Consider the following 15,043-nt stretch of genomic DNA (forward strand, 5'->3'; position numbering starts at 1 on the left):
CAATCCCGTCAAACAAAATAGAAACAAGCGGATGAATAAACTGCCGCCGGTCCCCAACTGGAGGAGCGGCACCAGCACCCTGCTGTTCTGGGTGATCATCTTCATGCTGGGGATCACCATGTATCAGCTATTCTCCGGCGGCCGGGAGAAGCAGATGGATATCATCTATTCCCAGTTCCGCGAGGAGATCAACGCCGGGAACATAACCCAGGTCACCTTTTACGACCGGGAGGTCAAGGGGAAATTCAAGACTCCCAAGGTCAAGGTGGAAAGGGCCATCCGCAGCGAATACCCCAAGTTCAAGACCTACCTGCCCATTGAGGATCCCGGGCTGATAGCCGAACTGGAGAGCCGGGGCATCCAGATCAAGGCCGAGAACACCGCGCCCAGCCCGATATTGTCATTTTTGATGAACTGGGGATTTCTGATCGTCATCGGCGTGCTGTGGTTCGTCTTCATGCGCCAGATGCAGGGCGGCCAGAAGGGGGTCTTCTCCTTCGGCAAGAGCAAGGCCAAACTGCTTTCCGAGGACCGCATCAAGATAACCTTCAGCGACGTGGCCGGGGCCGACGAGGCCAAGGATGATCTGCAGGAGATAATCGGCTTCCTGAAGGAGCCCAAAAAATTCACCAAGCTGGGCGGCAAGATCCCCAAGGGGGCCCTGCTGCTGGGCCCTCCGGGGACCGGCAAGACCCTTTTAGCCAAGGCGGTGGCCGGCGAGGCCGCAGTGCCGTTCTTCTCCATCTCCGGCTCGGACTTCGTGGAGATGTTCGTGGGGGTGGGGGCGGCCCGGGTGCGCGACCTGTTCGAGCAGGGCAAGCGCAGCGCCCCATGCATCATCTTCATAGATGAGATAGACGCGGTGGGCCGCCACCGGGGGGCCGGGATCGGGGGCGGGCATGACGAGCGGGAGCAGACCCTGAACGCCCTGCTGGTGGAGATGGACGGTTTTGCCGGGAACGAGGGGGTGATAATCGTGGCCGCCACCAACCGTCCCGATGTGTTGGATCCCGCCCTGTTACGGCCGGGGAGGTTCGACCGGGTGATAGTGGTGGACCGGCCGGACGTGGTGGGCCGGGAGGGCATCCTCAAGGTCCATACCAAGAACAAGCCTCTGTCCGAGGACGTCAACCTGAAAGTGCTGGCCCGCAGCACCCCTGGCTTCTCCGGGGCCGACATCGCCAATATGGTCAACGAAGCCGCTCTGCTGGCCGCCCGCCGGAACCGCGACAAGGTGTTCATGATAGATTTCGAGGAGGCCAAGGACAAGGTGCTGATGGGCGCCGAGCGCCGCAGCATGGTGATCTCCGAGGAAGAGAAGAAGATGACCGCCTTTCACGAGGCCGGGCACACCCTGGTCAGCCGGCTGACCCCCGGCACCGATCCCATCCACAAGGTGACCATCATTCCCCGGGGCCGGGCCCTGGGGGTCACGGTCTCCCTGCCGATAGACGAGAAGCATAACTATTCCCGCACCTGGTGCATCAACCAGATAACCACCATGCTGGGGGGAAGGGCGGCCGAGCAGCTGGTGTTCGACGAGCTGTCCACCGGATCGGGCAACGACCTGGAGAAGGCCACAAATTTGGCCCGCAAGATGGTCTGCGAATGGGGCATGAGCGACAAGCTGGGCCCGCTGACCTTCGGCAAGAAGGACGAGGAGGTCTTTTTGGGCCGGGACTACGGGCACACCAAGAATTATTCCGAGCAGACCGCGGAACTGATAGACTCCGAGATCCGTTCCCTGGTGGAGGGGGCCAACAAGAAGGCCAAGGCTCTCCTGAAGGAAAATGTAGAAAAACTCCACGCCCTATCGCAGGCCCTGCTGGAGCGGGAATGCTTAGACGGCCAGGAGGTGGAGATGATAATCAAGGGCGAGCAACTGCCGCCCAAACTGGAAAAGAACGATGAAAAGAAAAACAATGACATCCCAAAAGTCCCGGCCTAAAGCGTCAGCCGGCATCGATATCGCGGGCATAGAGAAAGCCATCCGCCAGCTGCTGCTGGCCATCGGCGAGGATCCGGAGCGCGAGGGACTGAAAGAGACCCCCTGCCGGGTGGCCCGGATGTACCAGGAGATCCTGTCCGGCATGGCCGACGATCCCATCGATCAGCTGACGGTGTACACCGCCAAGAACGAGGACGAGATGATATTAGTCAAGGATATCTCTTTCTACTCGGTCTGTGAGCACCACCTGTTGCCGTTCTTCGGCCGGGTGCACATCGCCTATATTCCGCGCAACAATAAGATCACCGGATTCTCCAGCTTAGTGAAAGTGGTGGAGGCTATGGCCAAGAGGCTGCAGTTGCAGGAACGGCTGGCCGCCGATATCGCCGATCTTATAATGAAGAAGCTGAAGCCGCTGGGGGTGCTGGTGGTGGTGGAGGCCGAGCACCTGTGCCTGACCATGCGGGGGGTCAAGAAGCCCGGTTCTTCTGTCGTCACCTCGGCCATCCGGGGCGGGATGAAACGGGAGTCCACCCGGCTGGAGGCGCTGTCGCTGATCAAGGGACGATAGGGGCTTCCCACGAAAATCGTGAAAGAATTTTATTTGCTCATAAGCTTACAATTCCCTGTAGCATATGCCATATGGTAGATAACTTTAGGGGATTAACGAACAAGGAGGGAACCAACCATGTCCAAGAAAATGTCCATCTGGCTGATGACAACGGTTGTGTGTTGTTTTGCGGTGGCAACTCTTTCAGCCCAGGGGTGGGTGATGCAGACAAACCCCCTTGGTGCTGACACAGGCTTAGGCAAAGTGCAATTCGTCAGCCCCACCGAGGGATGGATATCAGCCAGCGATGGCAGATTGCTTCACACCACAAATGCCGGAACCAATTGGTCGGTCGTGACGCCGTTTCCCAACGATACCGTGACCTCCATGAGCGATCCGTCTATTACTATGTCGTGGGCAAATCAGACTCATGGCTGGAAAATGAACTGGCTGGGAACAGGTTTTGCCGATGCCCATGGCGCTGTGATCCACAAAACGTCCAATGGCGGGGGAGCCTGGGAAAAGAAAGTGCTTTCGACCGAGGCGGGCGCGTTGGGCCTGCAAGTGCAGTTTGTTGACACCAACAACGGTTGGGTCTCAATTTACTATCCTGCCAACGATAGCATGAGCACTTTACGAAGCACCGATGGTGGTGACACGTGGAGCCCGATTGAAACGGCGGGTATTTTTCACTTTGTTGATACGAACAACGGTTGGGCGTGTGGGACCCAAAGCATTTACCACTTTATTCGTAACACCACAAATGGGGGAACGGGCTGGTCGCTGCAATATGTAGATTCTACACCAGGCCAATTCCAGGCCATCCAGTTCACTGACCTTAACAACGGCTGGGCGGTTGGCGACAGCGGCAAGATAATTAAAACGACTGACGGCGGCATCAATTGGATGTCGGTTGCCAATACCGGCATCCATTCCTCCTCAAAGAGCAAGTGCATTTTCTTTTTGAATGCAGCCATAGGTTGGATCGGGACAAACGATGGCATCCCTGATCAAAATCCCGATAGGATCATCCTCTATACTGACGATGGCGGTTCAAGCTGGACAAAGCAAAACCTGCCAATCGCTGGCGCTGTATTCAGCATTTTCTTTTGGGATGCCAACAACGGATGGTATGCCGGAGAATACGGCGACAGCCTTAGTTTTAGCGGCATCATCGCTCATACAACAAATGGTGGAACAGGAGTGGAGGGGAAGCCGGGCAACGACAAATTTACAGTTGAGAATTTACAGTTAAAAGTTGCCGGGAATACCATAAAATATCAAATTCCCACAGCGGGAAGGGTAAGTTTAAAGGTCTTCAACCTGCTGGGGCAGGAGGTGCGTTCTCTGGTAAATGAGTTTAAAAGCTCCGGAGTTTACAGTTTACAGTGGAACGGCTGTGATGCAAGCAAACGCAGGGTCTCCAGCGGAGTGTATATTATCCGGTTAGAGTCAGAAGGACATAGTGCGACAGCAAAAATGGTGGTGGTAAGATAAGGTCTGCTAAAATTTGGACGCACGTTTAAGGTTACAATTCCCTGTAGTTTCTGCCATATGGCAGATAACTTTAGGGGATTAACAAACAAACAAGGGAGAACCATGTCCAAGAAAATGTCCATCTGGCTGATGACAGCGGTTGTGTGCTGCCTTGCGGCGGCAACTGCCATGGCCCAAGCAAAATTCGTAGAATTTCCCGTTGCTGTGGGAAGGGATAGTACGTTTAGCGCATGCGCGATCTGGGGCGGGTCATCCGGCACGGGTATAGTAGCCATACTTGGCGATACGCTTGATCAAAACAATATTACTGTCCAGTTTATCTATCCTCCGGATAGCTTAATTGGTGACAGGATATCATTTGGCAGGCAGGGTGCTTTCCCCGGACCATTGGGCGCATTTGATGAAATCAACTATCTCCTTGTTTGGAAAGAATTCAATGGCGATGTCAACGGGCAATTCATCAGTCCTTCGGGCACTCTGGTGGGATCGTACTTTACAATTGGATCTAACGTGTCTTTAAAACAGTCGAGCTTATATGGATTGGCGTTCAGCGATTCTACTTACTTGGTGGTGTTTGTCAAGGCCGATACTCTTCTCTACGGACAGATGGTAGGCAAAAACGGAGTTCTGCTCGGCGGCCAAGTGCAGATCAGCAGTAATCTTGCTCGTGAAGTTTCTCTCGCCTATGACGGCACTAACTATCTGGCGGCTTGGTGCGATGATGGCAATGGCAGGGATATTTATGGGCAGTTCGTAAGCCCGTCAGGGGTCTTGGTGGGCACGAACTTCTTAATAGATGGCGGTCCTTATCGCAGTGACAACCCGGTATCACTTGCTTTTGACGGTTTAAGGTATCTGGTGGCTTTTCATGATCAGGCCAACAATATTGACAGCACCGGGTGGAATCTTTTTGGACGCTTTGTTACTGTTTCAGGGATTGTCCAGGAGAAAATTACTATCTGTGATTCTACGAAAGCCCCAATTATGCCCAGTGTCGCTTTCGATGGCGATCACTACTTGGCAACCTGGACCCAATTGGTTGATCTTACTTTAATGGGCCAATTCTGGACTCCAGCGGGTGTGCCTATAGACGCGCCATTTATAATATTTAATACAGTGGTCGGCAGGATACCCTTTGGCGGATCCGGATTCGGAGGCGGCTGGTTTTTGGTTGTCGGCTCCCGGATGGATTCTAGTTTTACCGATGGTGATGTTTACGGGGCATTCATTCCAAAGTATACCGGGGTGGAGGGGAAGCCGGGCAGCGATAAGTTAACAGTTGAGAGTTTACAGTTAAGAGTTACCGGGAATGCCATCAAATACCAAATCCCCCAATCGGGTATTGCAAACCTTAAGATTTACAACCTGCTGGGGCAGGAGGTGCGGACCCTGGTAAATGAGTTTAAAAGTTCCGGAGTTTACAGTTTACAGTGGAATGGCTGTGATGCTAGCAATCACAGGGTTTCCAGCGGAGTGTATCTTATCCGGTTGGAGTCAGAAGGACGGGGTGCAACGGCAAAAATGGTGGTGGTGAGGTGACACACCCCCGACCCCTCTTATTTAGAGGGGAGATAAAAGCATAGTATGTTCTGGCAATGCGGCAAATATAAATTCGACACGGCTGACAAGCCCCTGATAATGGGCATCCTCAACCTGACCCCGGATTCCTTTTCCGATGGTGGCAGGTTCAATACGACAGACAAGGCCCTGGTTCAAGCCATAAAGATGATAGAGCAGGGAGCCGACATCATAGACATCGGGGGCGAATCCACCCGGCCGGGTGCGGATAAGGTTTCAGTTGAAGAAGAAATAGCCAGGGTGGTTCCGGTCATCGAAGCGCTGGCAAAAAAATCTGACATTCCGATTTCGATAGACACTTATAAATCCGAAGTAGCTCGCAGGTCGTTGGAGGCAGGAGTTTCCATAATCAACGACATCTCCGGACTGCGTTTCGATCAGAATATGGCCGGGGTGGCGGCGGAGTTTAAGGCCGGGCTGGTGCTGATGCACATCAAGGGTACTCCGGAGGACATGCAAAAGGACCCGCAGTATGACGATCTGCTGGACGAGATAAAAAAATATCTAAAAGACTCGATCAAGATCGCCCTGGAGGCCGGGGTGGAAAGGTCGGCCATCGCCATAGACCCGGGCATCGGCTTCGGCAAGACGGTGGAGCATAACCTGAGCCTGATAAAAAATCTGACCTATTTCAAGGATCTGGACTGCCCCATAGTGATCGGAGCTTCACGAAAATCTTTCATCGGGAAATTGAACAACGATATCCCGGCCGATGAACGCCTGCCGGGCAGCTTGGCGGCGGCCGTACTGGCGGTGCAGAACGGTGCGGCCATCATCCGCTGCCACGATGTGGCCGAGACTAAGCAGGCGCTGAGAGTGGCACAGGCTATAACCACCCCTTTATCCCCTCCTTGATCAAGGAGGGGACGAGGGTGGTCTAAAAGTATCTTAATTTTTCAAAAGAATATGTTAATGGATAAACTCTTTCCCACATTCCACCTTCCCGGCGTGCTGTCGTTCCTGACGGTGCGGCCGCTGGATATCTTGGACATAATCCTGGTGGCCTACATCATCTATCGGATATTCCACCTGATGAAGGGCACCAGAGCGGTCCAGATCATGTTCGGCCTGCTGGTGCTGATCGCCATTGCCATAGTGGCCCAGCTGTACCAGCTGCCCGGCACCAGCTGGGTGATATCCAGCCTGAAGACGGTGTGGGTGGTGGCCTTCGTGATACTGTTCCAGCCGGAGATCCGCAACGCCATGACCCAGCTGGGGCGGAACCGCTTTCTGGGAATATTTTTAAAGGGCGAGGTGCGGGCCATAGAGGAAGTGGTCAAGGTCTGCCAGGCCCTGCTGGTCAGGGGCTACGGGGCCATCATCGTGCTGGAGAAGAACGACGGTCTTAAGAACTACACTGCAACCGGGGTGGAGTTGAACGCCCGCCTGACCGAGCAGCTGCTGGTCTCCCTGTTCGTGCCCGACGGGCCGCTGCATGACGGGGCGGTGATCATCCGGGGGGAGACGGTGGTGGCTGCCAGCTGCACCCTGCCCATCACCAAGGACCCCAATTTCTCCGGCGAACACGGGATGCGCCACCGGGCCGCAGTGGGCCTCTCGGAGGAGACCGATGCCGTGGCGGTGGTGGTCTCCGAGGAGAAACAGTCCATCTCCATCGCCCGATACGGGAAACTGATCGAACTGGAGAACATCCAGGAACTGCGGGAAAAACTTAACCGGGCATTGCACACCAAGGCCGGCCCGGCGGAAATGAAAGAAAATAAACCGGCTGACATAAATATCAAGGAGAATTAGATGATCAAGGAAACCAAGACCAGGCTGTGGATCGGGCTGGGGATATTCCTCACCGCCTTCATAGTCTACCTGAGGACCATGGCTCCCACCGCCTCTTTCTGGGACTGCGGGGAGTTCATAACCGTCTCCCAGATTTTGGGCATCCCTCACCCGCCGGGCTATCCGCTGTATGCCATCGTGGGCCGGGTGACCATCATGCTGCTGCCTTTCTTCAAGGAGATAGCCTTCCGGGTGAACCTGCTGTCGCCGTTCTTCTCGGCCCTGACCATCGCCATAGTCTATCTGCTGACCGTCAAGCTGATCGTGGTCTGGAAGGGGGAGCCCAAGGATAAGCTGGATGAGATAATAATTCACCTAGCCGGCGCTTCAGCCGCCCTGTCCCTGGCATTCTCCCCCACCTGGTGGGACAATTCCATTGAGACCGAGGTCTACGGCATCGCCATGTTCATGATGTCCATGACGGTCTGGCTGGCCTTGCGGTGGCGGGACCAGATCGGGAAAGTGGGCAACCGCAAGATGCTGCTGCTGATCGTCTACCTCTTCGTTCTGGGCATCGCCGGGCATATGTCCACTCTGCTGGCGGCCGGGCCGATATTCCTGTTCGTTCTGCTGGTCGATTGGCGGGCCCTGGTGGACTGGAAATTTTTGGGCTGGGCGACCGGGCTGATATTTGCCGGGATCACCATAAATTATTATCTGCTGCTGAGAGCCAACCTGGACCCGGCCCTCAACATGTGCAACCCCCGCAACTGGGATTCGCTGATGTACGTGCTGCAGCGAAAGCAGTACGAGCCTTTCAATTTCTTCACCCGGCGCGAGGATTTCATGTACCAGTTCGGCCACATGTTCCTGCGCTATTTCAGCTGGCAGTTCGCGCCAATAATCAAGCCCGGCGCTTCCGCCCTGCACAGCGCTCCGGCCCTGTGGATCGCTTCGCTGCCCGTGGTGCTGGGGGCTTACGGGGCGGTATGCCACCTGATCGAAAAGGAGGAGAAAAAATTCGGGATCACCGCGGCGGTTTTGCTGGTGGTGGGTGTTCTGGTGGCCCTGTTCACCAACAGCCCGATGGCGACCATGCTGATAGCCCTGGGGGTGGTGGCCGGTTTCTTCCATACCTATAAACGCAAGGACAAGAGTTTTGCCATCGTTGGCCCGGCTTTCATCATCGCCAGCCTGGGGCTGGTGGTCTATCTGAACATGGCCAATCCCCAGCCCCGGGAGCGGGATTACATCTTCGCTCCGGCCTACCTGTTCTTCGCGGTCTGGATAGGGATGGGCGGCTGGCGGCTGATGCAGTACGCCAAAGAGATGCTCCGGGAAAAGTCGGCCAAATGGTCCAGGCTGGCGCCCATCGCCCTGGGAACGATATTTATTCTGATAGCGCTGTTCAATGTCAAACAGTATTATTTTGAGAAGAACCGCTCCGACAACTGGATACCCAACGATTACGGCTACAATATTCTGCAGTCGGCCCAGCCGGGGGGGATCGTGTTTACCAACGGGGATAACGACACCTACCCGGTGTGGTTCATGCAGGAGACCAACGGAGTGCGCCAGGATGTCCGGATAGTCAACCTGTCGCTGGCCAACACCGACTGGTATCTCAAGCAGGCCATCCGCCACGGCGTCCCGCTGGACCTCTCCGAGTACCAGATCGACCAACTGGCCGGCCGGGGCTATATCACCGAGGACCGCCAGATATTCAAATTGTCCGACATTGCCATCAGGGTGATCATCGCCTCCAATGCCGGCAAGAAACTTTCCTTCCAGCAGGTGCTGGCCCCAGCCGACAGTTTTGCCAAACTGGTGTTCGATAAAGATTACAAGGAGAAATATCCGGTCTACTTCGCAGTCACCGTCTCCGACGACAACCTGGCGGGTCTGCAGAAACATCTGTCGTTCGAGGGCCTGCTGTACCGGGTGACGCCCCGGGTGTCCAACAAACAGGTCAACCTGGAGCTTACCCAGAAGAACATTACCGAGGTCTACCGTTACCGGGGCATCACCGATCCTGGAGTCTTCAAGGATGACAACACCCAAAGGCTTTTAGGCAACTACGCCGTGGCCTACTGGCAGCTGGGGATGGCCATGCGGAAGCAGGCCGAGGCCGAGCGGGCCGCCAAAAAGGAGGACCGCTATCGTGAATGGATGCTGAAATCCATCGAACAATTTCAGCAGGCTTATAATATCCTGCCCAACGAACCGGCCAGCTACAACTGGCTGGGGGTGGCCTATGCCGAACTGGGGGACTACGCCAAGGCTTCCGAATGGCTGCACAAACTAGTCGAGAAGGACCCGGCCAACCCCTATGCCAAGATGCAGATCGGCGGCGTTTTCCAGCAGGGCCGGATGTATGACTCGGCCGAATATTACTACCAGCAGACCCTTATGCAGGATCCCAACCTGGCCGAGGCCTACGGCAGGCTGTATCAGCTGTACATGGAACAGAAAAAATATGATAAAGCGGCCTCCATTTTGCAGGACTGGCTGCGCAAGAATCCCAACGATCCGGTGGCCGGAAAGATGCTGCGTGATCTGCAGCAAAAAATGCGCTGATGCACGAACTGGCCATCACCCAGAGCCTGGTCAAGATCGCCCTGTCCAAGGCCGAAGAGGTCGGCGCCCTGCGAATAAGGAAGATCAACCTGAAGATCGGCCGCCTGACCGGATACGTGCCGGAGGCGGTGGAGATGAACTTTGAGATGATGACCCCCGGCACCAGGGCCGAGGGGGCCGAGCTGGACATCCAGTGGGTTCCCATCAGGTGCCGCTGCCGGGACTGCGGGGCCGAGTACCAATCGGACGAGCTGGATCTTACCTGCCCCAAATGCGGCATTTTAAGCGGCCAGATAATCGACGGCCGGGAGATGTTCATAGACAGCATCGAAATCGATAATTGAATTCACTGCATATGACAGAGATCAAAATACTGAAAAATATCCTGGACGAGAACCGCCACCGGGCGGATGACAATCGCCAAGTGTTCAATAAGCACGGCATCCTGGCGCTTAATTTCATCGCCTCGCCCGGGGCCGGCAAGACCACCCTGCTGGAGAAGACCATCTCCGGCCTGAAAGGCAGACTGGAGTTTGCCGTGATCGAGGGAGATATAACCGGGGATTACGATGCCCGGCGGCTGGCGGCCCTGGGCATTCCGGTGGTGCAGATAAACACCGAAGGAGGCTGTCATCTGGATGCCGGGATGGTGCACAGGGCCTTTCAGGATTTTCAGCTTGATAAGATGGATATTCTGGCGGTGGAGAACGTGGGCAACCTGGTCTGCCCGGCGGAGTTCGATCTGGGCGAAGCTTTTAAGGTGGTGGTGCTCTCAGTTCCGGAGGGCGATGACAAACCGGCCAAATACCCGCTGATCTTCTCCGAGGCCGGGGCGGTGATATTCTCCAAGATCGATCTGCTTAAAGCGGTGAACTTTGATATGGATAAGGCCCGGGCCGATGTGCGGAAGATAAACCGGGAGGCTCCCATCTTCGAACTGTCGGCCACCACCGGGCAGGGTATGGCGGAATGGATGGACTGGCTGGCCAGAAGAGCCGATGAACAGAAGAAATCCAAAACGGGATGAGGCGTTGAACAGATATATCGATATTATCGGCGGCGGGCCGGCCGGGATGATGGCGGCCATCATCGCCGCCGGGAAAGGCGGCCGGGTGCGGCTCTGGGAGAAGAACGGCTCCTTGGGCCGCAAACTTTTAGCCACCGGCAACGGCCGCTGCAATTTCACCAATCAGAACATATCATTGGATAATTATCACGGCGGGGACCGTATACTGGCCGGAGGCATTCTTGACAATTTCGGATTGGAGAGCACACTGGAATTTTTCGAGGGACTGGGACTCACTTATTACGCCGACAGCCGGGGGAGATATTTCCCCCGCAGCAACGAGGCCCCATCGGTGCTGTTCTGCCTGGAACAGGAAATGGAGCGGTTGGGGGTGGAGGTCAATCTGCGGTCCGAAATAGTGGCCCTGGCCAGAACCGCTGATGGCTGGGAGGTTCGCCAAAGGGGGCATTCGCATAAATCCGATGCGGTCATCCTGGCCTGCGGCGGGGCGGCCAGTCCGCAGTTCGGTTCCACCGGGCAGGGTTACGAGATGGCATCGAAACTGAGCCATGCCGTCGTTCCCCCGGAGCCGGCCCTGGTGCCGGTAATGCTGGCCGGGAACTGGTTTCACAAGCTCCAGGGATTGAGGATGGACCTTAGGCTGACCATCAGCCGGGACGGCAAAACCATCTTTGAGATCATCGACGAAGGGTTGTTTACCCACTACGGTCTCTCCGGGCCGCTGGCCCTGAAGGCCAGCCGAATGGTAACAGGTCCGGGACTGGAGTGCCGGATCAATTTCCTGCCTTATATCAATGAAACAGAGGTCATCACTCAACTGAAGGCCAGAAGGGAAACACTGGCTTCCCGGCTAGCCAAGGATTTTTTAATCGGACTGCTGCCGGAGAAGCTGGGGCTGACCATGATGCTCCAAAGCAGTTTGAACATCGATTCGTCATGCCGGGAGATCTCCGAGCAGCAAATGCAGGTCTTGTTGATAAACCTCTGCCGCTGGCAGGTGAATGTCAAGGGTCTGCGACCTTTCAAGGAGGCCCAGGTCACGGCCGGCGGGGTGGACTGCCGGCAAATTTTTCCCGAAAGCCTGATGTCCAAGAAAGCGCCGGGGCTGTTCTTCTGCGGCGAGGTGCTGGATGTGGACGGAGATACCGGGGGCTATAATCTTCAATGGTGCTGGAGCTCGGGATATGCGGCCGGCAATGTTGCGGCCGAGTATGTGATGAAGAAACAGTAAATCTTATTGATCTATTATTGACTCCCAAAATATCATGAAATATAATGAAATCATGTCCCATCTAGGTAATAATATCTCTATTGTACCTTTCAAAAGGATCTCAGCGGAAGCCCGGCTGGGGCTGTGCCTGTTGATCATATCCATCGGGGCGCCCACTGTCCGGGCATCGGAGATCTCCCCCCGGCCCATAGAGATCGACACCACCCTTACCCTAAAACAGATCGCCCGCCGAAATCAGGTGCCGGCGGAAAAACTGACTAAGTACTTGAATCTACCTCCGCAGCAGGAATCCATAAGACCCATGCAGGCAGACTGCAATGTTCGCCAGATAGAAAACGCCATTGTAAATATTCGCTCGCTCGGCGCCAATAAGGCCTCAAATAACTGGTACTTTGCATTGGCCAAGTTCGCCAAATGGGCCTTAAAATTAATCGCTAAGGTGTTTATAGAATAATGAAAAAAATCAGCCTTATCCTTATCCTGCTTATCGCTGCGGGGTCGGCCCAATCGGCTCCCAAAATAGACTTGGTCTATCCCCCGGAGGGGGCCGATATCGGGCCGGTATCCTGGTCGTTCATCCTGGGTTCGGTCACACCCGGCAGCCAGCTGTCGGTCAACGGCCGCAAGGTGGATGTCTACAAGACAGGGGCCTTTCTGGCTTATATTCCGTTTGACTCCGGAGAGTTCATCATCCAATTGTCAGCTTTGGATGCCTCCGGCATCGCCACCCTGGATCGCAAAGTGAATGTGGCTCAGCGCAAAAGGACCATCAGGCCGGACAGCCTGTGCATCCTGCACGGCTCGATCAACCCCAATTACAATTTGAGCTTGCCTGTTGGCGAACGCCTATATGTCTCCTTCCAGGGGACGCCCGGCTGCAAGGCCAGTTTTTCGGTGGGCCGGAGTCTTGGATTTCCCATGCAAGAGCAGAATGCCGCCACCGAGGCCGATGACAAGATATTGGCTTTTTCCGATTCCTCCACGGCCGACACCTCAGTGGTGCCCGGCATCTACGGAGGATCCTGTCTTATACAAGGCAGCGAGGGATGGGAAAGCCAGCGAATATACTTCTATCTGGTTGATCTATTGGGAAATGCCGTGATTGATTCCACCGGTCCCATCATCAGCAATTGGGATGATACCCGCCAGGTCTTTGCCAAAGTGAAAGATTCCATTGCGGTGCTCAAGACTGCCCCGGGCCTGGGATATGAGATGTTCATGCCCAGGGGAATGATCCTGCAGATCAACGGAATTCACGACCAATATTACCGGCTGAAACTTACCGAGACCAAGGAGGCCTGGGTTAAAAAAAGCTCAGTTGAGTTTTTCCCGGCAGGGAAAATATTTCGAACCGCCAAGCTGGCTTTGGTCAAGACGGCCAAGGCCGCCCGCGGTAGTCAACTGAGCATCTCGCTGTCACGGCCTTCGGTCTATCAGGTCTTTCCTGGATCCGACGGGCGCAGCCTGAAGATCTTGCTCTATGACGTCCAGGCTGACATGGACTGGGTGCGTTACGATCCGGCCGATGGTTTTGTGAACGATATCCGCTGGAGACAGGTTGACAGCCGCACCGTGGAATTGGAAATGTCTCTCAACAACAAATTATGGGGTTACAGCGCGGCATACCAGAAGAACACCTTGGTGTTGTCGCTCACGGCTCCGCCAGCCATCAATAAAAAGAATCCTTTCAAAGGGCTGAAAATTGCCCTGGATCCCGGGCATTCCCCGGACAATGGCGCGGTAGGGCCCTTGCGGACCCTGGAGAAGGATATCAACTGGCAGATCACCCAGCGGCTGGGCCGGATGCTGAAAAAGGAGGGAGCCTCGGTTCTCTACACCCGGGAGAATGGCGAGGGGGCCAGCATCTACCAGCGGCCCAGCCGGGCGGCGGGCTGGAAGGCCGATCTTTTAGTCAGCATTCACAACAACGCCTCGCCGGACGGGGCCAACCCGCTGCTTAACAGCGGGTATTCCACCTATTATTACCAGCCCTATAGTCGGGGGCTGGCCGAGACGGTCCACCGCCAGTTCCAGAAAAATCTGCCGCTTAACGATCATGGCCTTTTCTACGGCAACCTGGTGCTGTGCCGGGCCACCGAGTTTCCCTCCATCCTGGTGGAGCCGGCCTTCATCATCGTGCCCCGCGAGGAGGCTTTGCTGCTGGACGGGGCTTTCCAGGAGAAGATCGCCAAGGCGGTATATACGGGGATAAAGGAATTTTTACTAAACACGAAGTGATTCTGATTAAGTGGTTTAAACTTAATATTTAATTTGGTTTTAAAATGGAAACAACTAAAATATCTGTATTGGGCGAAGAAGTAAAAATAACGGATCAGCAGTTCGCTGTGCTTGAATATATCTATAAAGGCACTTTTGATGATAGTGAAAACAATGTGATTGATATTTTATTTAGAGTTGGTGCAAGAAAACTAAGGAAAATATTCGAAGATGATGCTCCCGCTATTGATGCCCTTGAAAATATACATTTGATTGAAAAACGAATAATCGAAAACGATGAATATTATTATTTGACTCCCAAGGGATTATATCTATGCATCTTCCCAAGGTCAGATTTTGAGTTAGTTAAAGTATATTGCGAAATCATAAAAATGTGGTTTAATGAAAACCCAGACATTGATATTATTAAATCAGATAATATCGAAAAGGGTTTTACTGAACGACCTCAACCAAGAAAGCTTGATGGACAACCATTATTGCCCCCTCTTAAGACAAAACGTCTTTGGCCTCTTGTCAAATTTTTAAAACTTTATAATACCATAAAAGTCAGTTCTTGTGATGGCAATAATTGGTATTGCTCTATCCCTGAAGATATTGAAGATTTGGATAAAAAAGATATAAATAGTTACTTGTTAGATAGATATAAAAAAGAAGAGGATGATA

The 15,043-nt window shown here is 54.4% G+C and carries 13 protein-coding genes; all 13 read left to right on the top strand.

Annotated features, from left to right (window positions below):
• The first annotated feature begins 31 nt into the window (after nucleotides 1-31).
• A complete protein-coding gene (gene ftsH, locus KJ869_04205; GenBank protein MBU1576393.1) occupies nucleotides 32-1,948 on the top strand; it encodes an ATP-dependent zinc metalloprotease FtsH in 1,917 nt (638 codons plus the stop codon).
• Nucleotides 1,923-2,519 carry a GTP cyclohydrolase I FolE gene (gene folE / locus KJ869_04210; protein MBU1576394.1) on the top strand — a complete coding sequence of 199 codons (597 nt, stop codon included), beginning with the start codon at nucleotides 1,923-1,925 and terminating at the stop codon, nucleotides 2,517-2,519. Before ftsH ends, folE begins: the two co-directional genes overlap by 26 nt.
• Before the next feature lie 117 nt (nucleotides 2,520-2,636).
• Nucleotides 2,637-3,995, top strand: coding sequence for a T9SS type A sorting domain-containing protein (locus KJ869_04215; protein ID MBU1576395.1), 1,359 nt, complete (start codon nucleotides 2,637-2,639; stop codon nucleotides 3,993-3,995).
• A gap of 102 nt (nucleotides 3,996-4,097) precedes the next feature.
• A complete protein-coding gene (locus KJ869_04220) occupies nucleotides 4,098-5,534 on the top strand; it encodes a T9SS type A sorting domain-containing protein (protein ID MBU1576396.1) in 1,437 nt (478 codons plus the stop codon).
• Between the two features lie 45 nt (nucleotides 5,535-5,579).
• Nucleotides 5,580-6,428, top strand: coding sequence for a dihydropteroate synthase (folP, locus tag KJ869_04225; protein MBU1576397.1), 849 nt, complete (start codon nucleotides 5,580-5,582; stop codon nucleotides 6,426-6,428).
• A 57-nt stretch (nucleotides 6,429-6,485) separates the two neighbouring features.
• Nucleotides 6,486-7,328, top strand: a complete 843-nt coding sequence (cdaA, locus tag KJ869_04230) for a diadenylate cyclase CdaA (GenBank protein MBU1576398.1) — start codon at nucleotides 6,486-6,488, stop codon at nucleotides 7,326-7,328.
• Complete coding sequence (locus KJ869_04235) at nucleotides 7,329-9,884, top strand: DUF2723 domain-containing protein (GenBank protein MBU1576399.1); 2,556 nt, start codon at nucleotides 7,329-7,331, stop codon at nucleotides 9,882-9,884.
• Nucleotides 9,884-10,228, top strand: a complete 345-nt coding sequence (gene hypA, locus KJ869_04240; GenBank protein ID MBU1576400.1) for a hydrogenase maturation nickel metallochaperone HypA — start codon at nucleotides 9,884-9,886, stop codon at nucleotides 10,226-10,228. The genes KJ869_04235 and hypA overlap by 1 nt, the downstream gene beginning before the upstream one ends.
• Nucleotides 10,229-10,239: 11 nt before the next feature.
• Nucleotides 10,240-10,911 (top strand): hydrogenase nickel incorporation protein HypB, encoded by a 672-nt coding sequence (gene hypB / locus KJ869_04245; GenBank protein MBU1576401.1) that lies wholly within the window; start codon nucleotides 10,240-10,242, stop codon nucleotides 10,909-10,911.
• Nucleotides 10,883-12,142: an NAD(P)/FAD-dependent oxidoreductase gene (locus KJ869_04250; GenBank protein ID MBU1576402.1), complete on the top strand. Its 1,260-nt coding sequence runs from the start codon at nucleotides 10,883-10,885 to the stop codon at nucleotides 12,140-12,142. The genes hypB and KJ869_04250 overlap by 29 nt, the downstream gene beginning before the upstream one ends.
• Before the next feature lie 34 nt (nucleotides 12,143-12,176).
• Nucleotides 12,177-12,596: a hypothetical protein gene (locus tag KJ869_04255; protein MBU1576403.1), complete on the top strand. Its 420-nt coding sequence runs from the start codon at nucleotides 12,177-12,179 to the stop codon at nucleotides 12,594-12,596.
• Nucleotides 12,596-14,380, top strand: coding sequence for an N-acetylmuramoyl-L-alanine amidase (locus KJ869_04260; GenBank protein MBU1576404.1), 1,785 nt, complete (start codon nucleotides 12,596-12,598; stop codon nucleotides 14,378-14,380). Before KJ869_04255 ends, KJ869_04260 begins: the two co-directional genes overlap by 1 nt.
• Before the next feature lie 44 nt (nucleotides 14,381-14,424).
• Nucleotides 14,425-15,043: hypothetical protein (locus KJ869_04265; protein MBU1576405.1), on the top strand; the 619-nt coding region annotated here is incomplete at its 3' end.

It is taken from the genome of Candidatus Edwardsbacteria bacterium, from assembly GCA_018821925.1.
GTDB lineage: Bacteria > Edwardsbacteria > AC1 > AC1 > EtOH8 > UBA2226.

Coding starts and splice junctions, on each gene's coding strand:
- hypA (MBU1576400.1), top strand. CDS start 9,884: ATGCACGAACTGGCCATCACCCAGAGCCTGGTCAAGATCGCCCTGTCC.
- KJ869_04215 (MBU1576395.1), top strand. CDS start 2,637: ATGTCCAAGAAAATGTCCATCTGGCTGATGACAACGGTTGTGTGTTGT.
- folE (MBU1576394.1), top strand. CDS start 1,923: ATGACATCCCAAAAGTCCCGGCCTAAAGCGTCAGCCGGCATCGATATC.
- ftsH (MBU1576393.1), top strand. CDS start 32: ATGAATAAACTGCCGCCGGTCCCCAACTGGAGGAGCGGCACCAGCACC.
- KJ869_04255 (MBU1576403.1), top strand. CDS start 12,177: ATGAAATATAATGAAATCATGTCCCATCTAGGTAATAATATCTCTATT.
- cdaA (MBU1576398.1), top strand. CDS start 6,486: ATGGATAAACTCTTTCCCACATTCCACCTTCCCGGCGTGCTGTCGTTC.
- folP (MBU1576397.1), top strand. CDS start 5,580: ATGTTCTGGCAATGCGGCAAATATAAATTCGACACGGCTGACAAGCCC.
- KJ869_04235 (MBU1576399.1), top strand. CDS start 7,329: ATGATCAAGGAAACCAAGACCAGGCTGTGGATCGGGCTGGGGATATTC.
- hypB (MBU1576401.1), top strand. CDS start 10,240: ATGACAGAGATCAAAATACTGAAAAATATCCTGGACGAGAACCGCCAC.
- KJ869_04250 (MBU1576402.1), top strand. CDS start 10,883: ATGAACAGAAGAAATCCAAAACGGGATGAGGCGTTGAACAGATATATC.
- KJ869_04260 (MBU1576404.1), top strand. CDS start 12,596: ATGAAAAAAATCAGCCTTATCCTTATCCTGCTTATCGCTGCGGGGTCG.
- KJ869_04220 (MBU1576396.1), top strand. CDS start 4,098: ATGTCCAAGAAAATGTCCATCTGGCTGATGACAGCGGTTGTGTGCTGC.